The sequence below is a fragment of the Streptomyces sp. NPDC031210 genome, from assembly GCF_055570395.1.
This window is the reverse complement of sequence record NZ_JBVIHH010000001.1, coordinates 30,523-53,243: the sequence shown is the minus strand read 5'-3', so window position 1 is coordinate 53,243 and position 22,721 is coordinate 30,523. Positions and strand designations below refer to the sequence as shown.

20 protein-coding genes and 2 pseudogenes are annotated in these 22,721 nt (G+C 68.3%); 1 reads left to right on the top strand and 21 read right to left on the bottom strand.

Translation table 11 applies throughout. The features are described 5' to 3' along the window. Window positions 1-6 precede the first annotated feature (6 nt). The 19 genes and pseudogenes from ACZ45Z_RS00245 to hydA all read right to left on the bottom strand — a co-directional run bounded on the left by ACZ45Z_RS00245 (window position 7) and on the right by hydA (window position 19,105). Window positions 7-981, bottom strand: a complete 975-nt coding sequence (locus ACZ45Z_RS00245) for a hypothetical protein (protein WP_468353828.1) — start codon at window positions 979-981, stop codon at window positions 7-9. Window positions 982-984: 3 nt separating this feature from the next. After that, on the bottom strand, window positions 985-1,848 hold the full coding sequence (locus ACZ45Z_RS00240; protein WP_468353826.1) for a hypothetical protein: 864 nt from the start codon (window positions 1,846-1,848) through the stop codon (window positions 985-987). 21 nt (window positions 1,849-1,869) lie between these two features. Beyond that, complete coding sequence (locus ACZ45Z_RS00235; RefSeq protein ID WP_468353824.1) at window positions 1,870-4,059, bottom strand: phage tail tape measure protein; 2,190 nt, start codon at window positions 4,057-4,059, stop codon at window positions 1,870-1,872. A gap of 210 nt (window positions 4,060-4,269) precedes the next feature. Beyond that, window positions 4,270-4,539 carry a hypothetical protein gene (locus ACZ45Z_RS00230; protein WP_328691145.1) on the bottom strand — a complete coding sequence of 90 codons (270 nt, stop codon included), beginning with the start codon at window positions 4,537-4,539 and terminating at the stop codon, window positions 4,270-4,272. Then, window positions 4,540-4,944 (bottom strand): hypothetical protein, encoded by a 405-nt coding sequence (locus ACZ45Z_RS00225; RefSeq protein ID WP_468353822.1) that lies wholly within the window; start codon window positions 4,942-4,944, stop codon window positions 4,540-4,542. Between the two features lie 40 nt (window positions 4,945-4,984). Beyond that, window positions 4,985-5,965: a phage tail tube protein gene (locus ACZ45Z_RS00220; RefSeq protein WP_468353820.1), complete on the bottom strand. Its 981-nt coding sequence runs from the start codon at window positions 5,963-5,965 to the stop codon at window positions 4,985-4,987. Window positions 5,966-5,984: 19 nt separating this feature from the next. Further along, on the bottom strand, window positions 5,985-6,416 hold the full coding sequence (locus ACZ45Z_RS00215; RefSeq protein WP_468353818.1) for a hypothetical protein: 432 nt from the start codon (window positions 6,414-6,416) through the stop codon (window positions 5,985-5,987). 10 nt (window positions 6,417-6,426) lie between these two features. Continuing rightward, a complete protein-coding gene (locus ACZ45Z_RS00210; RefSeq protein WP_468353816.1) occupies window positions 6,427-6,795 on the bottom strand; it encodes a hypothetical protein in 369 nt (122 codons plus the stop codon). A gap of 72 nt (window positions 6,796-6,867) precedes the next feature. Further along, complete coding sequence (locus tag ACZ45Z_RS00205) at window positions 6,868-8,037, bottom strand: phage major capsid protein (RefSeq protein WP_468353814.1); 1,170 nt, start codon at window positions 8,035-8,037, stop codon at window positions 6,868-6,870. Then, a complete protein-coding gene (locus tag ACZ45Z_RS00200) occupies window positions 8,037-8,693 on the bottom strand; it encodes an HK97 family phage prohead protease (RefSeq protein WP_468353812.1) in 657 nt (218 codons plus the stop codon). The genes ACZ45Z_RS00205 and ACZ45Z_RS00200 overlap by 1 nt, the downstream gene beginning before the upstream one ends. Then, window positions 8,677-10,035 (bottom strand): phage portal protein, encoded by a 1,359-nt coding sequence (locus ACZ45Z_RS00195; RefSeq protein WP_468353810.1) that lies wholly within the window; start codon window positions 10,033-10,035, stop codon window positions 8,677-8,679. Before ACZ45Z_RS00195 ends, ACZ45Z_RS00200 begins: the two co-directional genes overlap by 17 nt. A gap of 43 nt (window positions 10,036-10,078) precedes the next feature. Further along, window positions 10,079-11,611 carry a terminase large subunit domain-containing protein gene (locus ACZ45Z_RS00190; RefSeq protein ID WP_468353808.1) on the bottom strand — a complete coding sequence of 511 codons (1,533 nt, stop codon included), beginning with the start codon at window positions 11,609-11,611 and terminating at the stop codon, window positions 10,079-10,081. 10 nt (window positions 11,612-11,621) lie between these two features. Further along, complete coding sequence (locus ACZ45Z_RS00185; protein WP_468353806.1) at window positions 11,622-12,068, bottom strand: phage terminase small subunit P27 family; 447 nt, start codon at window positions 12,066-12,068, stop codon at window positions 11,622-11,624. A gap of 221 nt (window positions 12,069-12,289) precedes the next feature. Then, the gene (locus tag ACZ45Z_RS00180) at window positions 12,290-12,487 is read right to left on the bottom strand and encodes an HNH endonuclease signature motif containing protein (protein ID WP_468353804.1); all 198 of its coding nucleotides are present in this window, start codon (window positions 12,485-12,487) and stop codon (window positions 12,290-12,292) included. A 1,054-nt stretch (window positions 12,488-13,541) separates the two neighbouring features. Beyond that, window positions 13,542-13,617, bottom strand: a pseudogene (locus ACZ45Z_RS00175). A 449-nt stretch (window positions 13,618-14,066) separates the two neighbouring features. Then, a complete protein-coding gene (locus ACZ45Z_RS00170; protein ID WP_468353802.1) occupies window positions 14,067-15,734 on the bottom strand; it encodes a recombinase family protein in 1,668 nt (555 codons plus the stop codon). Between the two features lie 40 nt (window positions 15,735-15,774). Next, a pseudogene (locus ACZ45Z_RS00165) lies at window positions 15,775-16,584 on the bottom strand (cytosine permease); the annotation flags it as partial. 101 nt (window positions 16,585-16,685) lie between these two features. Then, a complete protein-coding gene (locus ACZ45Z_RS00160) occupies window positions 16,686-17,687 on the bottom strand; it encodes a TIGR03842 family LLM class F420-dependent oxidoreductase (RefSeq protein ID WP_468353800.1) in 1,002 nt (333 codons plus the stop codon). A gap of 11 nt (window positions 17,688-17,698) precedes the next feature. Then, entirely contained in the window at window positions 17,699-19,105 is a 1,407-nt protein-coding gene (gene hydA / locus ACZ45Z_RS00155) for a dihydropyrimidinase (RefSeq protein ID WP_468353798.1), read from the bottom strand. Between the two features lie 372 nt (window positions 19,106-19,477). Here hydA and ACZ45Z_RS00150 point away from each other — a divergent pair, with 372 nt between their 5' ends. Then, window positions 19,478-20,371 carry an ABC transporter substrate-binding protein gene (locus tag ACZ45Z_RS00150; protein WP_468353796.1) on the top strand — a complete coding sequence of 298 codons (894 nt, stop codon included), beginning with the start codon at window positions 19,478-19,480 and terminating at the stop codon, window positions 20,369-20,371. Window positions 20,372-20,547: 176 nt separating this feature from the next. On the opposite strand, the gene ACZ45Z_RS00145 is transcribed toward ACZ45Z_RS00150, so the two are convergent. Continuing rightward, window positions 20,548-21,861: an aspartate aminotransferase family protein gene (locus ACZ45Z_RS00145; RefSeq protein ID WP_468353794.1), complete on the bottom strand. Its 1,314-nt coding sequence runs from the start codon at window positions 21,859-21,861 to the stop codon at window positions 20,548-20,550. Further along, window positions 21,858-22,700 carry a nitrilase-related carbon-nitrogen hydrolase gene (locus ACZ45Z_RS00140; RefSeq protein WP_468353792.1) on the bottom strand — a complete coding sequence of 281 codons (843 nt, stop codon included), beginning with the start codon at window positions 22,698-22,700 and terminating at the stop codon, window positions 21,858-21,860. The genes ACZ45Z_RS00145 and ACZ45Z_RS00140 overlap by 4 nt, the downstream gene beginning before the upstream one ends. Between the last annotated feature and the right edge of the window lie 21 nt (window positions 22,701-22,721).

Genomic DNA, 22,721 nt, shown 5'->3' with positions numbered 1-22,721 from the left:
TCCCCCTTACGAATTCCACGGGCTCTTCGCGAGCCGCACATTCACGTACAGATTCGAAATGACGCCGTCGGACTGGATCTCCAGCTCACCCGTGGTCATGAAGCCGAACCGGACCAGGCCACTCGTGGCCGTGGAGCCGTACGTCTGGCCGGAGGCCCCGTACGTGTTCTGGGTCGGGTAATCGATGGTGGAGGGCACGGTGGCGAAGCGGTTCAGCGTGGTGTAGTCGACGCCGGGACTGAACGTCGCCTGACCTGAGAACTCCCACTCCGTGGACGACTCACGCGCGTACAGGGTCCCGGTCGTGGTGATCGCGGTCCCGTCGGCGTCGAAGTTCTTCAGGGCGACCGTCCGCCACGGCCCGGGGTCGTTGGTGAACCACGCACCCGCGTCGTTCTTCACCCAGCGCTGGTTGTAGGTCAGTTCGTGGAGCACGGCCCCCACCCGGAAGCCAGCCGGGGAGGGCTTCACGCCGGACGCCCACTTCGTCGCGAAGTGGCCGGCAGACGGGGCCAGGAGCTGGTCCCCGTACTGGCCCGTGTACCTGGTGGCCGTGACCGTGAACGTGGTCGTGGCCTTCGGGACCAGGACCGTGGCAACGGCCACAGTCTTGGCTGGGCGGGCCGGAGCCGCCGGAGTGGTGGCCGGGGTCCCGGTCAGGATCTCCACGACGGCCTGGCCGCCCGTGGCGACGCGGACCACGACCAGGTCCAGGCGGGGGTTCAGCGTGGACGGGGCCGCCACGTCCAGCACGGTGCCCGTGGTCACCTGGGCGCACTCGTAACCGCCGGAGCTGTAGACGTACACCCGGCCCGGGTTCACCGTGACCGTGCGGTCCGTCTGGTTGTTGCTGGTCGTGAAGTCGACCGTGTCCGGGAACAGGTGGGCGCCGTTGCTGTCGCCGACCCACAACGCGTTGAACCGCGCCATGTCCGCGCCCAGGTAGGACACGCCGTCCTGGTACCAAACCGTGGAAGCCATGCCTCACACCCACCTATCTACCCAAGAGAGAACGGCGGTCGCTTGCGTGAGCGAGTCGCCATGGACCAGCCGGAGCCGGTGGTCCCCCGGCCGGTACTCCGGCCAGGTGGACCCGTTCAGCACGGACCCCGTGATGTCGTTGCCGCGCGAGTCGTACACGCGCTCCGCGGCGGAGTCGATGGAGAGCGACCCGGAGTAGGCGACGCTGAACCACGCCTTCGTCACGTCGTCGTGAAGGGTCGGGTTCGAAGCGTTCGTCATGCTGATGACCGGCCGGGCCGCGATGCTCCCGTACTGGCGGAAGCGCGCGACCGGGTCCGGCGGAGGAGCGGACGGAGCCACGATCGTGAACGGCATCGTGGCCGGGAACCTCAGACCCCCGTCCTGGGTCGCCCGGACCGAACTCCGGACCGTCACCTCCCGGGAGGCATCCCCCAGGATGTACGGCTGTGTGGCGAACAGCTCTACCGCCACGTTGCACACCCGGTTGGCGAAGTTCAGGTCAAGGGGCGCGGACCGCTTCCGGCACCGTGCCATGACGTACGCCGTCTGGTCGGCAGCCGCCCCCGGGAAGCGGAAGCGGAAAGCCGTCTCCGCTCCCAGGGTGAAAGCCGCCTGCACGGACGTAAGGGCATCCGTGAACTCCTCACGCGTCGACCCGTACACCTCCAGGGTCATCGTCACCGTGCGCCCGCCCAGGTAGTCGTCCCCGGCGTACAAGCCCTGGCGCTGAACCAGGGTCAGGTCCGAAGTGCGAACCTCCGGGAGCGTGAGCAACCCGTCCACGGCCACGATGGAGATGGGAGAGTCCGGCTCCCCCATCACCAGCCCATTGAACTCACACGTCCAGTCGTTCAGTTCCGCCATGGCGGCCCCCTCCCGGGTCGGTTACACGGGCTGTGTGCGGAGGGCCCACGCCACTTCGCGCCCGATTGCGAACGGGTCCGCCGTGCTGTGCACGTTGACCACCACGCCACCGCCAGACGGGCCGGCGTGGTTCGGGATCACGTTGGATCCCTTGGGCAAGTTGACCCACTCCGGGCCACGCTCACCGACGCGCGTAAGGCCACCGGCCGGACCACCCATGGCGCGGATCTTCGGAATGGGGTTGTCCGGGAGGTCAATGGAGAGCTTCCCCCACCCCAGCCGGTCCGGGATGGCCCAGTTCAGGAGATCCACGACGCCGTTAATCGCGCCCTTCGCGGCACGGCCCACGGCACTGGCCAGGGACGACGCGAAGCCGCCCAGCCGGGAAAGGCCGTTCTTGATGCCATCGATCACGAAGCCGCCCAGCCGCTTCGCCGCGCCGAGAACCGCAGCTCCGGCCGACAGCAGGCGACCAGGCAGGGACTTCACGAAGTTGACCACGGCGTCCAGGCCGGCCTTCGCCTTGTTCTTCACCCAGGCGAACGCGGTAGCCGTGGCTTCCTTGATCTTGTCCCAGTGCTTGATGATCAGCCCAGGTCCGGTGAAGTTCAGGAACAGGTTCTTCAGCCACGCGAACACGGCCTTGATCTTGTTCCAGACCCACTCGAATGCCTGCCCCGTCCACCGTTTGATTTTGTCCCAGTTGGCCCAGATCAAGATGGCCAGGCCGACGATGGCCGCGATGATGAGCGCGATCGGACCCATAGCGATAAGCCACGCGGCAGCCATGCGGGCCGCCTGGAGCATGGCCTGGGCACCCATGCGCACCCACTGTGCGACGACCAGGGCGCCGGACACGACGGCCTGGGCGCCCGCCTTGATCCAACCAGCGACCACAGACCAGTGGGCCAGCACTTGCGTTGCCGCGCTCGTGGTGGCCGTGGCCGACGAACTGACCCAGGCAGCCACGGCCTTGGCAGCCGCGATCGTGGATTGAACACCCCACGCCACGATGGCCGGCAGAAGAACGGTCGTGATGACGCCCGCCACGATGCTGAACGTCGTGGAATGCTGCGACACGAAGCCGCCCACCTTGGAGAAGATGGCCCCGACCCACGACAGCTTGGACGCCAGCCGCTCCACGGCCGGGATCACGGTCCCGCCCAGGAAGTCCACGACCCCCTGTTGCAGGCCCCGCGTGAACGCCTTGATCTTCGTGGCGGCGTTGTCGTGCATGGTGTCGCCAGCCCGCTTCGCGGCCCCGTCCACCTTGCCCAGCTTCTGGACGGCCGTGTTTACGTCCAGCTTGTACAGCGCGGCGCCCATGTCTTCCGCCTGGGTACCGAAAAGAGCCGTAGCGGCTGCCGCCCGGTCGGCCGGGTCCTTGATCCCCCGGAGGCCGTCCAGGGTCTGGCCCAGGGCCGTCTTCGCCGACGGGCCACCGGCCGCGATCTTCCGGCGCATGTCGTCAGCGCTCAACCCAATGGCCTTGAAGCCTTCCTTCGTGGTGTCGCTGCCATCAATGGCGCGAATGCTGAACTCCTTGATGGAGTCCGCCACCAGGTCGGCGTCCCGCGCTCCGCCCTTCAGGCCCTGGGATATCAGGCCCATGGAGGTCTTTCCGTCCAGGCCCACCTTCTTGAACTGAACGGAATACTCATTGAACGTATCCAACAAATCCTGCGCCTTGTTGGCGCCTACCTGGGTACCCCGGGCCAGGATGTCGAAGGCTTCAGTGGCGTTCTTCGCCATGCCGGTCTTCAGCATCTGGCCAACGGCATTGGCCGTCGGGCCCACTTCGTCGCCCAGGACCGACGCCACGTCCATGGCCTTTTTCGAGATGCTGGCCATCTGGTCAGCCGTGGCTCCGGCCGGGACCAGGCCCTGTTGCCACAGGTTCTTAAGGGCGTCGTTCGCGTCGGCGACCGACTCCCCGTAGCCCGAGGAGTACACGGCACCGGCGGCCTTGCCCAGCTTCGCGGCCTCCGTCGGAGACGCGCCAAGTTGGGCGGCCAACAGGTCGGTATCGGCAGCCTGGCCGATGGCCTCCATGACCCCGGCGCCCAGGGCAACCGCTATGCCGGCACCGGCCGCCGTGGCCAGGCCCTTGGCTTTCTCCGCGAAGCCAGACATCTCGTCCCCGGCTTCGCCCAGTGAGTCCACCAGGTCGGACACGTCGCCCAGTAGCGTGATTCTGATCGGTTCAGCCATGGGGCACCCCCTACGTCATGACGGGAGTGCGACGCTCCCCGGTACCGGAGCCGGTCGTCCGGCCCCGTGAAGCACGCGTGTGCTCTTTCTTTTCGTCCTCCACGTCACGGACCATCTGGTCCACCAGCGCGTTAAAGTCCCGGAGTTCCAGGGACCGCACGTCCCGCCAGGTCAGCCCGCGGAAATGGCCGACCAGGCGGGCGCACGTGATTACGCGCTGGTCCCGGTAGGGTCCTTGGGCTTGTTCTTCAGCTCCACGCGAAGGCGCCCGGCGTCCTCCAGCGTGAACTCCGGGTTATCCCGACGCTTCACGACGAAGGCCATGGCCTTCAGGAGCTTCGCCTTCTTCGCACCCGGCTTCGCCAGGGAGTCCAGCGGGGCGTCAATGATGTCTTCGATGATCTCGATTTCATCAATGGTCAGGGAGTCGATGTCCATCGACAGAACGTCGGCAGCCACGACGGGCTTACGAGCGGGCATTTAGTCACTCTCCAGGTAGTCCCGTACGACACCGGCAATGCGCCGTTCGTACGTGGCGGCCACAACGTCGCTCTTACGAGCCATGGCCCGGTACAGGAATCGGTTCGGTGAGATACCGCGTTTGCGGTAGCCGTAGTGGATGGCCGCTGCATACGGCACGCGGGCGGCCGAACCCGCTTTGATCACGGCCGACTTCGTGGAGGCCACGACCTTGATGGACTTGTCCAGCTTCCCCGGGCGGTACCTCTTGGACGACTTCGCGTCCCGGTGACCGTCCGGGGACTCCTTCACGGCTTGCGGGAGAAGCACCTGGGCCGACAGCTTGTTTGCTTCACGGACGGCCTTGTTCAGCTCACGGTCCCGGAGCTGTCGCACGTTCCGCTGAAGCTCACGAAGACCTTCCACCTGGATCGTGTACGCGGAGTTCCGGGCCACGAGCCACCCCCTACTCCCCGTCGGTGTCCGGCTCCACGTACGTCACGCGGATAGCGGGCGTACCGTCGCCCGGGTCCAGGACCCGGAACGGCAGGGAGTGAACGGTGATCTCATCCACCGACGACTCCGGAGACTCGCCGGTGAACTGGATGGCCGGGCATTCCACCACCAGGGAGGAACCCGCCAGGACGCCATCCAGGGACAGGGTCAGGGCGCAGACCTCACCGGCCACGAACGCGTCATACAGGCCCAGGGAGTCGGTCGTGAACTCCCCTTCCAGCTCACCCTCATACGACGGCATGGCGTTCCGGGTGGGCTGCTTTTTGAGCTGGTTGCCGCGGAGGAACCGGCGGTCCGTCTTCATGCCGCGCTCCCCCTTCAGGGAGAACTTCGACACGTCCAGGGGGACGGAGTTGCCGGCACGCTTCAGCGTGATGGCGGTCCGTGTCCAGTCGTAGACGTACGCGGCGTCCGGGTACACCGGCGCCACGATCTGGCCGGGGACGCTGGTGTGGGTCACGTCCTGGAAGTCGAAGGACACCGTGAGCGCCACGGCTTCCTCCACCTCCGCCGTAAGCTCCCACTCCGTCGCCACGCACCCCACGTGCTTGTAAGCGACCTTCGTCCCGTCGACCGTCGGCCGCACCATCTGGGCGGAGAACGACGGGGACGCGGAGTCCGCGGCCGTCTCCAGGACGTGGGTACGGACGCCACCCGCGGACGTAACGGTGACCTTGTCGAACGCGGCAGTGAGCAGAGAGCCAGCCCCGGCGTCCAGGACATCAATCTCCAGCTCTCCCTCCCCACCCATGTTCACGATGTTCCGACGGTCCGCGCGGGCAGTCTGCATGCCGGCCCGGAATCCCACGGATTCGATGAACTCCCGCTCCGTCTTCCAGGAGTCGGCCTTACCTTCGTACCCCTCCACGTCGGCGGAGAGGACGCCGTACGCGCTCTCCCGGCCGATGCCAATGCTTGCGTCAAGCGCCATAGCTTCGCGCTCCCTTCTTTCAGGTCACGCGCCCACGGACGCGGACGCGCATAGTCAGTGCGGAGTACGCGCCGTCGGTCGTCTCCGATGTCTCGACAGTCGCCGACTCCGGCCGTATGTCGACCAGGCCCGGAACACTGTTCCGGTCAACGGCTGCACACGCGCCCGTGATCGCGTCCCGGAGGACGTACACGCCGCGCTCCGCGTCCATGGGGTTGCCCGGGGAGATCACCAGGGCGTGGGCCTCTACGTAGCCCGTGACGCTGGTCGGCTTGCGCGGGCCGTCCCGCATGGCCACCGGCGCCAGGTCGTCGTCCGTGGACGCGCCCAGCCACACCTGTTGGCGTCGGTCAGCCTTACCGGTCTCAGCGAACGTGCATTGCACACCCGGCGGAACCGTGGTCTTCAGCGCTTCGAAGAGCGCCACCTTCGCATCAAAGATCAGTGCCACGCGGGCCCCCTCACATGAAGATGAACGGCAGCCGGACCCGGTACAGGTTCAGCTTCGCGTTTACCTCCGGGAGCGAAGTCGGCCGCCAGTTACCGCCCGCCTGGGCAAGCTGGATGGACCCGAACTCCGATTGGAGCTGGAGCGCGCGGTCCGGGATGCGGGAGACGTGGTCCAGCACGTACTGGCGGGCCAGCGTGCGTACACACCAGCGGATCGTCTCCGGCGTCGGGTCGTCGACGGTGTCCCACTTCCACCCGCAGTACACCTCTACGGTTTCCACCGCGAAGTCCACGGCCTCCGACAGGAGTTCGTCGGGGAACAACGACGCGTCGTCCAGGCCGTCCAGGGCCCGGATCTCATCTACTGTCGCGTACGACAAAGGTCCCCCTTCCCAGGGAACGGGGGTCGTCCCACTCCGGAGAGCGAGACGACCCCCGACCGGTTACCTGGATCAGGCCGACGGGGTGACGGTCAGGACCATCGCGGAACGCTCGTCCACCAGGAGACCGTCCGCACGCTGGATGAAGCGGTACACCACCTGGTCGTTCAGGAACTTGTAGTCCACCGAACGCTCCACGCGGAGCGGGCCAGCCATCCGAACGCGGTACTTGCTCAGGTCGGCGAACAGGACACGGTCATTCGGCATGCCGTCGTCCGTGAGGACCGGCTTACCGTTGAAGGTGTCGGGGGCGCCAGCGATGACGCTGGAACTCCAGAGGTACGTACCGTCGGCCGCCTTCAGCTTCCGCATCTTCGCGGCAGTCAGGTCCGACACGACGAACGCGGCGTTCGCCCGGTACGAGCTGGGAAGCTCGTAGAACAGATCAATCAGGGCGTCGGACACGGTGGTGTCCTTGGCGTTGGCGACGTAGGTAGCCGTGGCGTCCGGAGCGGCGTTCAGAATGCCCATCGGCTGGTTGGTGCCGGTGCCGGTCAGGAAGTGCCGGCCCATGCCGTCACCGATCGCGGGGCCCGCGTCGCTGACGAGGAAGCCGACCAGGTCCAGGGCCTTGTCCTGGATGAACTCAGTCGACACGGTGGACGCGTAGGCGTACTTGTACGCACCGACCGACCGCTGAACGGTGGACGGGGTGGACTCACCGATGGTGCCGTTCTCGCCGACGATGGAAGCCGACGCGCGACCCACGATCACGGTGAAGTCAATGGGCTGGCCATCCGACGTAGAGACGATGCTGGCGCCACCGCGCATGATGGTGGACCGCTCCTTGGCCTCCGCCAGGAGCTGGCCGTATAGGGTGCGGGCCAGGGCGTCCTTACCGGTCGTGGTGTCGACGGTCGCGCGGAACTCCATGGACTGGCCCAGGGACTCCGGGGCGCCAAGGCTCCGGAGCTGGTCGGCCTCCGACGGAGCGTCCGAACGCTTCTGGGCACCGCCCTGGAACTGGGACATGAGGGACTGGACGGAGTCGTTCGCCTTCAGGGCCTCGATGCCGCGCTTGATCCTGCCGTCAAAGTCGGCGACGGCCAACAGAAGGTTGGACTCCTTCTCCCGCGCTTCGGCGGTCATGTCCTTACCCGCGAACTCCTCCGACAGGGAACGAAGCTCGTGGGTCGCACGCTCGCGCGCCTCGAAGTTGGCGGACAGGGTGGTGGCGTCCATCAGACGCTCCTCTCAGTAAGTGCGCGGAGTGTGCGCGCGGTGAAGTCGTCACCGGCCGGGATGGCCGGGTGGTCGGTCACGGCCGGTGCGTCGTCGGTGGCCCGCTCTTCAGGGGCGAACTCACCGATGCCCAGGGCCCGCTCCACGGAGCGAAGGGCCGCCTGGGTGGTGGGGTAGGCCGGGTTCACGACCGGGCCCACCTCCATCACGTCCATGGCCGTGATCTCCCGGACGGGAAGGCCCGTCTCCGGGTCGTCGGCTTCGGACCGACGTTGTCCGCCGTCCAGCACGCGGAACGTGAAGGACGACCCGGCCAGGTCCCCACGCGCCAGGAGTGCGGCAACGTCGCGGCCGGTCGTGGTGTCGGGCAAGTCGATTTCGTACCAACCGCCTTCACGGTCTTCGCCGACCGTGAGAGTCCCCGAAGAGACCCGGCCCAGGAGAGCCTGGGTGTCGTGGTTGAACGTGGCGTACACGTCGTTCTGTCGAAGCGACGGGGCGCCAGCACCCGGCATGATCCGCTCACGGAAGCCGCCCAGGTTGTGCGACAGCTCGTTGAAGCGGTACGCGTACCCGCGCATCACCACACGGCCGTCATCACGGGCACGCTCTTCCAGCGGGCTTACGGCGAAGCGGAGTTCACGCGTCTCCGTCATCCGGTCCCCCTTCGGCCGGCACGTCGTCCGGCTGGTCGTCCGGCTCTTCTGGGTCCGGCTCTTCGGTGTCCGGGGCCGGTGGTTCGATGGCGGGCGCCGGGGCCGGAGGCTCTTCGTCGGCTCCCACGTCGGTCAGGTTCATGGGCACCCGGTACGTCTCGCCAATGCCGTCGGGCAAGGGCGCCAGGTCTTCCGCGGCGCGGACTTCGTCAATGGAGTAGATGCCGTTCATCAGGCCGACGGCGTACAGCTCCATGCGCTCCTTCGGGGCGCCGCGCTTGATCTCGTCCAGGTTGAACTTCACGAAGCGGAACCGGTCGGCCGTCTCCGCGAAGATGAGCCGATCGAAACCGGCTTCGATCCGACGAAGCCACGGGAGAAGGGAGAACGTCGAGAACGCGATGTTCTGTTCAGCCAGGCCCGAACCCCATGAAGTGGAGTTCGTGGCGTCGGATATCAAGTGAGGCGGAACGCCGAAGATGCGCGCAATCTCCGGGACCTGGAACTGGCGGGTCTGGAGAAACTGGGCTTCGTCCGGGGACATGGCCACCTTGGAGAACCGCGCGCCCTCCGTGAGCAGCGCCACCCGGTGGGCGTTGTCCACGCCGGAGTTCGCCACCCGCCACGCATCCCGCGCACGGGCCAGGCCGTCCTCCGACATGGACCCGGGAACCTCCACCACGGCGCCGGGCATGGCTCCGTTGCGGAAGAAGTGGGCCCCGTACTTCTGGGCCGCCAGCGCCAGGCCGATGGACTCCCGCGCGTATGAGACGGGCGAGACACCCGCGAAGTCACCGGGCAGCATCATGCCGGGGATGTGGAGCACGTCCCGCGGGGTGAACCAGCCCAACGCCACTTCGTTCCCGTCGGCGTCGATGTCGAACGCCTCGAAGACCTTCCGTCGCTGGCCGTCAATCAGGACCATGTGCGGGATGATCTTCGTTGGGTCCAGCACGTCCAGGCCGACGATGTTGGGCCCGGCCCACCGGATGGCCAGGTACGCGTTCCCCTCCAGGAGAAGGGACAGCACCGTCTGGGACAGGATGTCGATACGGCCCATGCCGCCGGGCTCCGCGTTCGGGAAGTCCAGCCACTCCGGAGACGTGATCTCCTTCCGGGCTCCGCCCCTCTTGGAGTACACGCTGATGGGAAGGGTCGCGATCGTCTCCGACAGGAGCCGGACGCATCCGAAGACGGCCGACACCTGGAGAGCTTCAGTCGATGTGACCCGCTCCCCGGACGACGTGGTCAGGCCGTACACCGTCGGGTCGTACGGCTCCCACGCACGGGCCTCCGTGGCCGGAGAATGGCCCCGGCCGATCAAGTTGGACCAGAACCCCATGGGGCCCCTCCGTCCGCTCACGCGGGCGCCAAGGGCCTCCCGCTTACCAGTCGTTGAACATGTCGGGGTCGTCGGGCAGCCCGCCCACGACGTGGATCCCTTCGGCGTCCTCCCACGTCGCGACGATCGGGGAGTCCGTGATGCCGTTGTCTTCGCGCCACATCACGGCGCCGTGGACGGCCAGGATCATGGCCACGGCCGCGTCAATCTTTCGACCGGACGCCCCGTGGTTCTTCGTGATCCGAACGCCCCGGTAGTCGTCCTTCACCACGGCGTTCTGTACGTGGCGGGCCAGGGTCGCGTCCCCGTTGTGGGTCATGCGGTCGTCCATCACCACGTCGTACACGGCCTTGGTGGCCGGCACGATCCGGGCCAGGGAGTTCGTCGGGAACTCTTCGATCAGGTCCGCCAGGCCGTGGTCCATGGCCAGGGACTCCAGGGTCTCCTCCAGCCAGTACGGGTCAGAGATGATCCCGCGGACCTTGAAGCGCGCAACAGCGTCCAGGATCTCCCCCTTCACCGCTCCCCGTGGCGTGCGCCAGTGCGGGTCATCGGCAGGGGCTTCCCAGACGGCCAGGGGCTCCGTGTGAAGGTCCCGGATGCGGCACGCCACGATGGCCGTGCAGTCGCCTTTGTGGGCGCCGTCCACGCCCAGGATCACGGCGTCCCCGTCGGCCAGGGGGTCGTCAGTCTGGGTCCGTCCGTCCCACTTCCCGTGAGGGAACCAGGACGCGTGACCACCGACTACCCACTGATTGATCCGGTAGGTACGCCACTGGACTTCGTGAGTCGACAGGGACGAAGACTTGAACTCCGCTTCCGACAGGAGTTCCCACGCCGGGTTGTACCGGCGCCAGACTCCCGGGTCGTACGGGTCCACCTCTTCGTTCGGGTCCGGCCCCCACCAGTGCAGGGTGAACGACGGGTCTTCGACTTCGCCGCTCCGGACCTTCCGGCCGTACTCGTACAGGCGGAAGTACGGGTATTCGTTGCCCACGTTGGGGCCCGCCGTGGAGATGGCCAGCATCAGGGGTTGCTTACGGGCAGCCGACCCCAGCCGCATAGCGGCCCACAGATCGTCCGCCTTTTGCTGGGCCAGCTCATCGAACACAACCATGGTGGGCGAGAGACCCTGGGCCGACCCGGCGTCCGCGGACAGGACCCTGTACTCCCCGCCATTGCGATGGCACCGGATCACGTCCCGCTGAACGTCGCACATCCCCCGGAGATCCGGGTTCCGCTGGATCATGCCCTTCGCTGCCTCGAAGCACAGCCGGGCCTGTTGCCGGTCGTTGGCCACGGAGTACACCCGGGGCGACGCGTCCGACGTATCGGCAATCAGGCCGTACACCGCCAGGGCCGCACCCAGCTCCGTCTTCCCGTTCTTCCGGGCCATGCCGATGATGGCGGTACGCCGGGTCCGGACGTTGTTGGCGTCCGTGGCGTACACATCCCGGATGATCTCCTTCTGGAACGGGAGGAGCTTGAAGGGCTGGCCTTCGTACGACCCGCCCAGGGTCAGGAAGTTCTCCACGAACTTGATGACCTTCTCCGCCTGGGGGAGCTTCCTAACCACGGCTCCCCCTTCAGAGATCCAGGAACGTCTCCAGGGCCGACTTCCGGACCTGGGCAGCCGAGATGCCCAGGCGAAGCCGGGACTCCGGCGTGAAGCCGATGACGGTTTCGATGGCCCGTAGCTCCTTCTCCGTCGACTCCACGTAGCGGAGGAGCGGGTGGGCCACGGGCTGGCCGGAGTAGCCGGACGACATGAAGCCGTCGGCGTCGACCTGGCCCATCAGTTCGGCCCGCCGGTCGTGAAGCTCCGCGTATCGAAGGATCACGTTCCGGTCGGTGTCCGGGGAGTACGCACCAGCGCCAGCCGCCCAGACGGACCGCCAGACCTCCCGGCCCGTCTCGCCCAGGTGGGCAGGGACCCGGGGTGCGCGACCCTCATGGACGACCGGGGCCGCCGGTGCCTCAGTGGCGGGGGACGTGTGGCCGGTCCGGGTGTCCGGACTCTTGCTTCGTGCCACGTTCCCACCTCCTTACGGGGTCTTACCGACCCCTTCACGGGCACCTTTCTGCGGGGTACATAAGGGGCACCACACTGGGTGACCTGGGCGGACGCCCGTTGGGGGGCCCGGCGGGCCGGGGTCCGGGCTCACACCCGGGACGCGTTTTCCGAGCTGGGGCCGGGATCGCCAGGGCCCATCGGCCTGGACTTCGGACCCGCTCTCCCCCTCCGTGCCGGCAGTCATCGACCGAACAGCGCACGGTCCTCACGGGTCTTGAGCCGGTGGCACTCACCGTCGAGGAGCTGGAGGTTAGACACCACGTCCATGCCCCCGTTAGCCAGGGCCACACGGTGGTCCACGTACAACGCAGTGGCTGGCCATGGCACACCGCATCTCTCGCAGTAGCCATGACCAGCCTTGTCAACAGCACGGCGCATGCGTGCTGCTGCACCATCCCCCGTCGCCATACGTACACGCCGTACAGCGTTGGTCTGTGCGTTGCGCCCACGCTCGTACTGGGCGTGGTGCAGGGAGCATCGGCCTCCCTTCTCTGCCCAGGCCCTACAGTCCAGGCACCGCCTACGCATGGGGAGCCCCCCTTCCCAGCGGAACAGTGTTCCGGTGGAACGCGGCACCCCAAGGGCGCGTCCGCATCTCATTGCATTGCATTGCATTGCGTTTCGCTGCCATGAGTTCCCCCAACCTGACATGCCAGGTCCGCAACCTGACATGTCAGGTTGGCCCGCTGCGAATTCGCAGCACTGCGTTTTCGCACCCCCCGAGTCGCATCATGCGACGGATTTGGAACATGATGCGACTCCCGCCCCTCACCAAGACCAACAGGCCAGGTCAAGGGCCAAGGCAAGCTATCTTGCATGCGGATCTGGATATCTTGCTTGCTCGCTCGCTAGCAAGATCTCCATGTGGAACTCGCCGAGTTCCACATGGAACTTTCCTGGGACCTACCTAGAACGCTTGCCGACCTACCTAGAACTCTCGCCGTGTTTAGCGCGCTAAACAATCTCGTAAGGCGACAGCGGCCCATCGGAAGCGCTACCGTTGCACCAACAGCAACGCCGCCCGCGTGGGCGTTATTTGGCGTGCCCGAACACTGGAGAGAGAGCCGTGAGCGACCCTCAGACCCCCATCATCAAGATCCACACCAAGAGCGTGCGTCTCTCCGTGTACCGCATTCCGCCGTGGTTACTCGTATCCTTCGCAACCATCGTCGGATCGGGCGGCGTTGGGTGGATCATCACCAACCGATAGCCCCCGAAGGGAAGTCTCTCCCCTGCCACCGGCGCGACCCGGGACAGGGGCCTGGAGGCCGTTCGCTACACGGCTCACGGGCCGGTGTTCCCAACCACCCGCCGGTGGTTGGTACTGGCTTCCCTGTGCGCTTACACCACTTCCAGGAGATGACGGGCCGCCCGTTCCGCGCACAGCCCAGGCTCTCCCTGGGTGTTACGTGCTGGGTGGAACGTTGGGCCCTGGCACTTCCGACCGGACTCGAACCGGCGCACAGTGGGCCTCGTTGGACCCTGCTCTACCACTGAGCTACGGAAGCAAGGCTCTACCCGCCCCGCTCTACCCGGAGGAGAGAGACGGGGAACGGGGCAGGGAGCCACGAGCGGGAAGGGTCGGTGTCGACCGCCCCAGGGGCACCGGTCCGAGTGACCGAACTCCCTTCCTGCTCAATGTAGTTCTGTGGGGGCTGTGACATCGGCCGTAGCGGTCGCGCGAGGAACGGCCCGGCCGCCAGGGCCCTCCGCCGGGGGCTCCCGCGCCGTCCCGGCTGGGCACAGCAAGAAAAGTGCTGTCCGTACCTTCTTCCTCATACGCGTTATAGAGAAGAAGGGGGTAACAGCAGTTCTTTTGCTGTAGGACTCACGCCCAGTGACTGTCACAGCCCCCTTCGTCACAGAACGCGAGAGAGGGCCGCATCCCTGGCGGGGAACGGCCCTCAACTGGCGTGGCTGGTGGGCGTGGTCGGCGACAGGGCGCGACTCACGCACATCAGGCGGTAGCGGTGAACTCCTCTTGCTCCTCGTAGTCCTCCGGCTTCGCCCAGGTGATGGTCACGCGCTCATCCCCCTTGAATCGCTTCTGTGCCCCCTCCGGGAGCCGGGTCACGCGCAACTCATCAATGGCCAGGCGGAGAAGGTCCCGGCGGAGCGGTAGGTCCGCGTCATCCCACGCGGCGTCCAGTTCCTCCTCCTCCAACAGGAACGAGATGTCCACGCCGGGCCCGGCACCGGTGCGATCCAACGTCTCCTGAGCCTCCATCACGGCCTGGTTGGCTTCCTTCAGGAGTCCGGGGAAGTACCGGGCGGCCGGGCCGTCGTAGTGGCCCGCCTGGCGGTCCTTCATGAGCCGTTGGAGGTTGGCGTCCGCCGCGCGAAGTGCGGTCCGGGCCGCCTGTACGTCCTCCGTCTCCTTCGGCGCCTTGATGGCCGCCCAGCGCTGGGCCACGGCCACCAGGAGCGGGTCTTCGTAGTCGGCGTTCGTGAGCTGGTCTTTCCATCGCTGGACCACGTACGCCTCCAGGGACGTGCCCATGGCTGACGCCGGGGCCGGGCACGGCTTCACCTTGTCCTTGTTGCACTGGTACGAACGACCTTCGAAGGTCATTGCCCCGCCGCACGAATCGCACTTCGTGATGTCGGTCAATAGGTGCTTGGCAAGGCCCGTACGGGGGACGCCAATCGTCTGGGGAAGTCGGTGGCCAGCCAGGGCCTGTTGCGCCTCCCGCTGGTGTTCGTCGCTCACCAGGGCCACCCCGACACGGACCAGCTCCCCGCGCTCGTTGCGGTACCGGATCCGCTTCCCCTTTCCCCGCTCCTGAGTGTGCGTGGTTTGCCATCCGGCGTACGCCGGGTTCTGGACGATGTGGTACACCACCTGGTTACTCCACTGGCCGCCCGATGCCGACGGGATGCCGTCGGCATTAAGGCCGTTGGAGATGTCCCGGGTGGACATGGTGGCGGTCCGGGCTTCCATGTGGATGCGGACCGCCACGTCCGCCTTCGTCAGGTTCGCCAGTCGCTCCGGCACCCCTGCCGGAGGTTCCGCGTCCTCTCCCCGCGGGATGGCCCAAGCCAAATCCGGTATGAGCTTCCGCGTCTTCGGGTCCATGGCCAGGCCATAGGGGGTCGCGCCAGCCACCCACATCCCGGAGTCCCGCTGAAACGACTTCGTGTCCTTCACCCGGCCGGAGATCCGTTCGGACTCCTCGCGCGCGTCCTCCGCCCGGTTGATGATCTGGCGCCGGTCCCGCGGGTTGGAACTGTCCAGGTAGTCGTCATGGAAGATCAGTCGGCGCGGCGGAGACCCGTCCGCCGGTTCCAGGATGGTCAGGACCGAGCCGGCACCCTTACGGCTCCAGCGGTCCACGCGGTAACACCAGAGCGTCCCGACTTCGCCTTTCGAGACGGCCGCCAGGGCCTTGTCATAGTCCGGCCGCTTGATGTCCCGGTACCCGGACAGAAGATCCTTCCAGACGTGCCGGACGGTCTTCCCCTCCCGCTCCGCCCACCGGCGTCCCAGTGCTTCCTGGGCGTCCGTCGACAGGTCCCGCCGGTGGCCGGACACCTTGGTTGACTTGCGGACGTAGAGGTCCACCAGGTCGGCCGGGTCGGCACTCAGGAAGGTGTCGGGTATCGGCGCGCGCACGGTCGGGGACATCCGTTCAGTATGCATTCTTGGCCTGGTCTCTCTAATGGGGTAGTGTCCGACTACCCCAGAAGCCGATCATCCCCATCAGGGAGGGGAAGAACACCGGCCAGAAGTCGGCGTCCCAGCCGAGGGTGCCGGGCTGGTCGAGGAGCGGGCCGAGGCCGCCGGCCTTCGTGGCCATCCAGATCAGCAGGGCGACCGCGCCGACGAGGACGAACGGCGCGGCCCAGTTCTCGAAGCGGCGCAGCGTCTCCATCCCCCGGTGGATGATGGCGAGTTCGAGTGCCCAGAAGGCCGCGAAGGACAGCCACAGCGTCCAGGGATAGCCGCCCACGGAAGCGGCGTCGGACCAGCCGCCGCCGGATATCTTGCCGAGCAGCAGGTAGACGCCCTGGCCGCCGATCCAGGTCTGGATGCCGAACCAGCAGCAGGCGACGGCCGCCCTGAGCAGCGCGGGCAGGTTGGCGCCGCGCAAGCCGAAGGAGGCGCGTGCCAGGACGGGGAAGGGGATGCCGTATTTGGGCCCGGCGTGGCCGGTGAGCAGCATCGGGCCGAGGACGACGACGTTGGCCAGGGCGATGGTGAGGACCGCCTGCTTCCAGTCCATGCCGAGCGCCACCAGGCCGGAGGCGAGGGTCCAGGAGGGGATGTTGTGGGCCATGCCGATCCACAGCGCGGTGAAGTTGTAGGTGGTCCAGCGCCGTTCGGCGAGCGGAACCGGCCGCAGGTCGGCGTTGCTGTAGCGGCCGTGCGGGTCGATCGCGCCGGGCGCGGGCTCCACCCGGCCGTCCGCGGCGGTGCGCTGTCCCGCCGCCGCGAGGGGGAGTTCCGGCGGCACGGGAGGGGAAGTCGCGGTCATGCGGAGACCTTTCGTCCGGTGCGGCCGGCCGGCCGCCGGTGACCCCGTGCCTCCGGCGGCGTGCCCCGGGCACGCGGGCACGCGGGCGCCCGGGTGCCCGCTCAGCCGGCGAACGCGGGGATGACGTAGGTGCCGTAGGCGTCGATGGTGGCTTCCTTGGCGTCGTGCATGGCGTAGACGGCGAACTGGTCCACGCCCAGGTCCTTGAGCTGCCGCAGCTTGGCCAGATGCGCCTCGGGCGGGCCCAGCAGGCAGAAGCGGTCGATGATGGCGTCCGGTACGAACGCGGTGTCGGGGTTGCCCGCGCGGCCGTGGTGGGAGTAGTCGTAGCCCGCCCGGTTCTTGATGTAGGCGGTCAGCTCGTCGGGGACCATGCCGGAGTGTTCGCCGTAGCGGCCGACGAGGTCCGCGACGTGGTTGCCGACCATGCCGCCGAACCACCGGCACTGCTCGCGGGCGTGCGCGAGATCGTCGCCGACGTAGGCGGGCGCGGCGACGCAGATCGTGACGTCCGCCGGGTCGCGTCCGGCGTCCACCGCGGCCGCGCGGACCGCCTTGATCATCCATTCGGTCAGGAACGGGTCGGCGAGCTGGAGGATGAAGCCGTCCGCGAGCCGGCCCGCCATGGCGAGGGCCTTGGGGCCGTACGCGCCCATCCAGACGGGCAGTTTGCCGTCCTTGATCCACGGGATCTTGATGCGGTGGCCGCCGAGATCCGCCTCCCGGCCCTCGGCCAGGTCGCGGATGACGCCGATCGCCTCCCCCAGCTTCGCCAGGGTGTTGGGGGGCCGGCCCGCCACCCGCATCGCGGAGTCGCCGCGCCCGATGCCGCAGACCGTGCGGTTGCCGTACATCTCGTTGAGGGTGGCGAAGGTGGAGGCGGTGACCTCCGGGGTGCGGGTGGAGGGGTTGGTGACCATCGGGCCGACGATGAGGTGTTCGGTGTGTTCCAGGATGCGGCTGTAGAGGACGAACGGTTCCTGCCACAGGACGGCCGAGTCGAACGTCCAGCCGTAGCGGAAGCCGTTGCGCTCGGCGCGGCGCATCAGGGCCACGACGGCGGATCCGGGCGGGTCGGCCTGGAGGACAACTCCGAAGTCCACAGCAGCACTCCTTAGACGAGGTACTGGCAGGTGCCGCGCGGGATGTACAGCCCGTGGCCCGCGCGTCCGGCGTACTGACGCCGGTCGATGACGAGTTCTCCGCGCGAGAGCACGGTCTCGACCCGTCCGGTGAGCCGCTTGCCCTCGTACGCCGAGTAGTCGACGTTCATGTGGTGGGTCTCGGCGGACAGGGTCTGCTCGGCGGTGGGGTCGTAGATGACGAGGTCGGCGTCGGTACCGGGGGCGATGGTGCCCTTCTGCGGGTAGAGGCCGAACATCCGGGCCGGGGTGGCGCAGGCGATCTCGATCCAGCGGCGGCGGCTGATGCGCCCCTCCACGACGCCCTGGTGGAGGAGGTCCATCCGGTGCTCCACGCCCGGCAGGCCGTTGGGGATACGGGAGAAGTCGCCGCGCCCCAGCTCCTTCTGGCCGCGGAAGCAGAAGGGGCAGTGGTCGGTGGAGACGACCTGGAGGTCGTTGGTGCGCAGCCCCCGCCACAGCGCCTCCTGGTGTTCGCGGGGCCGCAGCGGCGTGCTGCACACGTACTTGGCGCCCTCGAAGTCCGGCTCGGCGAGGTTGTCGGTGGACAGGAACAGATACTGCGGGCAGGTCTCGCCGAAGACGTTCAGTCCCTTGTCGCGGGCCTGCGCGATCTCCGCGACGGCCTCCTCGGCGGAGACGTGCACGACATACAGCGGGGCCCCGGCGACCCGCGCCAGTTGGATGGTGCGGTGGGTGGCCTCCGCTTCGAGCAGGACGTGCCGCACCTCGCCGTGGTAGCGCGGATCGGTCCGGCCGGCCTCCAGGGCCTGCTGGACCAGTACGTCGATGGCGATGCCGTTCTCCGCGTGCATCATCACCAACCCGCCGTTGCCGGCGGCCTGTTGCAGGGCCCGCAGGATCTGCCCGTCGTCGCTGTAGAAGACGCCGGGGTAGGCGGTGAACAGCTTGAAGGACGTCACGCCCTCGGCGACGAGGAGGTCCATCTCCTTGAGGGTGTCGTCGTTCACGTCCGAGAGGATCATGTGGAAGGCGTAGTCGATGGCGCACCGGGCGTCGGACTTGGCGTGCCAGAGGTCCAGGCCGGCGCGCAGGGCCTGGCCGCGGGACTGGACGGCGAAGTCGATGATGGTGGTGGTGCCGCCCCACGCCGCGGCCCGGGTGCCGGTCTCGAAGGTGTCGGAGGAGGCGGTCCCGCCGAAGGGGAAGTCCAGGTGGGTGTGGGCGTCGACGCCGCCCGGGACGACGTACTTGCCGGTGGCGTCGATGACGCGGTCCGCGGATTGGCTCCAGCTCTCCCCGAAGGGGCTGGTGTGCGCGGCGAGGGCGGCGACGCGGCCGTCCTCCACCAGGACATCGGCGTGGATCTCATCGGCGGCGGTGATGACGAGCCCGCCCCGGACGACCGTACGGCTCACAATCCTGCTCCTTCCACACCAGCGACATCGGCGGCACCGGAAGGCGGAGCTCGACGCGCACCCTCTCCTCGGCGGGCAGGCTCCGCTGACACCACGTCACAACCGGTCTACACCCGTAGATACCGGTTGAGAAGGAGACCGTAGAAGCATGTCACCCACGGTGGCAATACCGTGACCGTTAATCAGCGGCGACATTCGTGTTGCGCGGACGGTCAGCCGGGCGGGGCAACGCCGGGCGGGCCGGGCACCGGCGGCCCGGGCCGCCCGGAGGGGTGCGGGGGTGGCCCGATGGGCAGGTATCCGCCGACGCCGGCGGGCCCGCCGCGCGAGCGGCCGCACGTCAGGACGGACGACGCAGAAAGGCGACAGGTCATGGAGCAGCACACACCATGGGAGTTCTCCGACGACCGGGGGCGCCTTGCGGTCGCCGGTGACCGGCCGACGCGGATCGTGGCGTACATACAGGCCGGGGCGACGCTGTGGGATCACGGTATACGCCCGGTCGGGGTCTTCGGGTCCCAGCACGACGGCCCCGCCCCCGATCCGGCCAAGAGCGGTGAGCTGCCGCTCGCGGACATCCCGTATCTCGGCTCCGGCGACGCGCTGCATCCGGACACCCTCCTGGAGGCCGGACCGGACCTCGTGGTCGCCGTCACCTACGACGGCGAGCAGGTCTACGGCCTGGAGGCGAAGACCGCCCTGGAGCTGGAGGCCGAGGTCCCGGTGGTGTGTCTGGCGGTGGGGCCCGGGCGCGGTCTGGCCGAGGTCCGCGAACGGTTCGCGGCGCTGTCCGGCTCGCTGGGCCTGGGCGAACCACTGGCGTGCGCACGGGAGTTGGACGCGGCGGAGGACGCCCTGCGGCAGGCGACGGGCGGGCCGGCGCGCCCTCGCGTGGTGGCGCTGTCCCCGGCCGGCCCGGACCGTGTCCATCTGGCCCGGCCCGGCGCCTGGCCGGACCTGCGGGCGCTCGCCGAGCACGGCGTCGGCCTGGTGGAGCCGGCCGCCGGGTCCGGCGCGAACTGGTCGACGGTCGGCTGGGCGGAGGCCGCCGGGATGCGCCCGGACGTCGTCCTGACCGACGTACGGGCCAACGCCGCCCGTCCCGAAGCCCTGCGCACCGACGAGCACTGGCGCGCGATCGAGGCGCGGGCGCGGCTGCTGCCGTGGAACCCCGAAGCTCCGTGCAGCCGCCGCGCGCACACCCGCTTCTTCACACTGGTGGCCGACACGGTGCGGGCCGTGGCGGGGGCGGGGGCGGAGGGGTAGGCGGGGGCGGCGGGTAGGCGGGCACGGCCGGAGCGGGAAGGCCGGCGGGCGCCCTCCTCCCCCGGTGCGTCGGCGGCCGCCGTTCCCGGGTGCGTCGGCGGCCTCCTCCCCGGGTGCGTCGGCGGCCGCCGTTCCCGATGCCCGGCGGCCGTCCTTCACGGTGCCCGGTCGCCGTCCTACCCCGCGACCAGCCGGTCCCGCACCGCCCGCAGCGCGTCCGCGAGCAGGGCCGCGCCTTCCTCGGCCTCCGCCACGGTCAGGGTCATCGGCGGGGCGATGCGCAGGGACGCGCCGCCCTGGCCGCCCTTGCCGATCAGCAGGCCCCGTTCGCGGGCCTCCTCGATGACCAGGGAGGCCGCCTCCGGCGAGCGCGCGTCGGTGCCGGGGCGGACCAGCTCGACGCCGATCATCAGGCCGCGGCCGCGCACCTCCCGGACGAAGGACATCCCGGCCGCGACCGCCCGCAGCCGCTCGATGAGCAGGCCGCCGACGCGCCGGGCGTTGCCCTGGAGGTCGTGTTCGAGGAGGTAGGTGAGGTTGGCCAGGCCCGCGGCCATCGTGACCGGGCTGCCGCCGAAGGTCGAGATGGAGTTGGCGGGGAGGGCGTTCATCACCTCGGCGCGGGCGACCACGCCGCCGATGGACATGCCGTTGCCGATGCCCTTGGCGAAGGTCAGCATGTCCGGCGGGCCGTTGTCGGCGTGCGCCTGCCAGCCCCAGAAGTGGTCACCGGTGCGGCCCCAGCCGGTCTGCACCTCGTCGCTGATCCACAGGATGCCGTGCCGGTCGAGGACCTCGTGGAACGCGGCGTAGAGGCCGTCGGGGGGCGCGGTGAACCCGCCCACGCCCTGGATCGGTTCGGCGATCAGCGCGGCGACGCCGCCGGCGGTCTGCTGGAGCATGTCCTCGAGGTCCGCGACGCAGGCCGCGATGTACTCGGCGTCGCCCAGGTGCGCGTACGGGCCGCGGCTGCGCACCCCGCCGTGCACGTACAGCGTCTGGAGCGGCGAGAGGCTGGTCGGCGACCAACTGGCGTTGCCGGTGACACCGATGGAGGAGAACGACCGGCCGTGGTAGCTGTTGCGCATCGCCAGCACCTGGTTGGAGCGGCGGTGGGTGGTGGCCAGCAGCAGGGCCGCGTCGTTGGCCTCCGTGCCGGAGGTGGTGAAGAAGACGCGGGCATCGGCGATGCCGGAGAGGGTGGCGATCCGCTCGGCCAACTCGACCATGGGGCGGGAGAGATAGAGCGTCGAGGTGTGGATGATGCGGCCGGCCTGCTCACCGACCGCCTTGGTGACCTCCGGCAGGGCGTGCGCCGTCATGGTGGTGAGGATGCCGCCGAAGAAGTCGAGATAGCGGTTGCCGTCGGCGTCCCAGACGTGCCGGCCCTCGCCGTGGGTGATTTCCAGCGGGCGTTCGTAATAGAGGCTGAGCCAGGAGGGCAGGACGGCGCGGTGGCGGTCGTACAGGCTCGGGGCGTCGTGGGTCACGGCCGCACCAGCCCGTCGTAGGCGTCGGGACGGCGGTCGCGGTAGAACGCCCACTGCTTGCGGACCTCGTCGATCATCGCGAAGTCGAGGTCGCGGACGACGAGTTCCTCCTTGGAGTCACTGGCGACCTCGCCGACGAACTGGCCGCGCGGGTCCACGAAGTAGCTCGTGCCGTAGAAGTCGTTGTCGCCGTACTCCTCCACGCCGACCCGGTTGATCGCCGCGATGAAGTACTCGTTGGCGACGGCCGCCGCGGGCTGCTCCAACTGCCAGAGGTAGGCGGACAGGCCGCGGGAGGTGGCGGAGGGGTTGTAGACGAGCTGGGCGCCGTTGAGGCCCAACTGCCGCCAGCCTTCCGGGAAATGGCGGTCGTAGCAGATGTAGACGCCCACCTTGCCCACGGCGGTGTCGAAGACCGGCCAGCCGGCGTTTCCCGGTTTGAAGTAATACTTTTCCCAGAAGCCTTTGACCTGCGGGATGTGGTGTTTGCGGTAGCTGCCCAGGACCGTGCCGTCGGCGTCGATGACGGCGGCGGTGTTGTAGTAGAAGCCGGACTGCTCGATCTCGAAGACCGGCACGACGATGACCATGCCGGTCTCGGCGGCCAGCGCCTGCATGCGGCGCACGGTCGGGCCGTCGGGCACGGGCTCGGCCCAGCGGTAGTGCTCGGGGTCCTGGACCTGGCAGAAGTAGGGGGCGTTGAAGACCTCTTGGAAGCCGATCACCTTCGCGCCCTGCGCGGCCGCCGCCCGGGCGTGTTCCTCGTGCTTCGCGATCATCGATTCGGTGTCGCCGGTCCAGGTCGCCTGGACCAGTGCGGCACGCACAACATCGGCCATGAGGTGCTCCTTTGTCGGTGC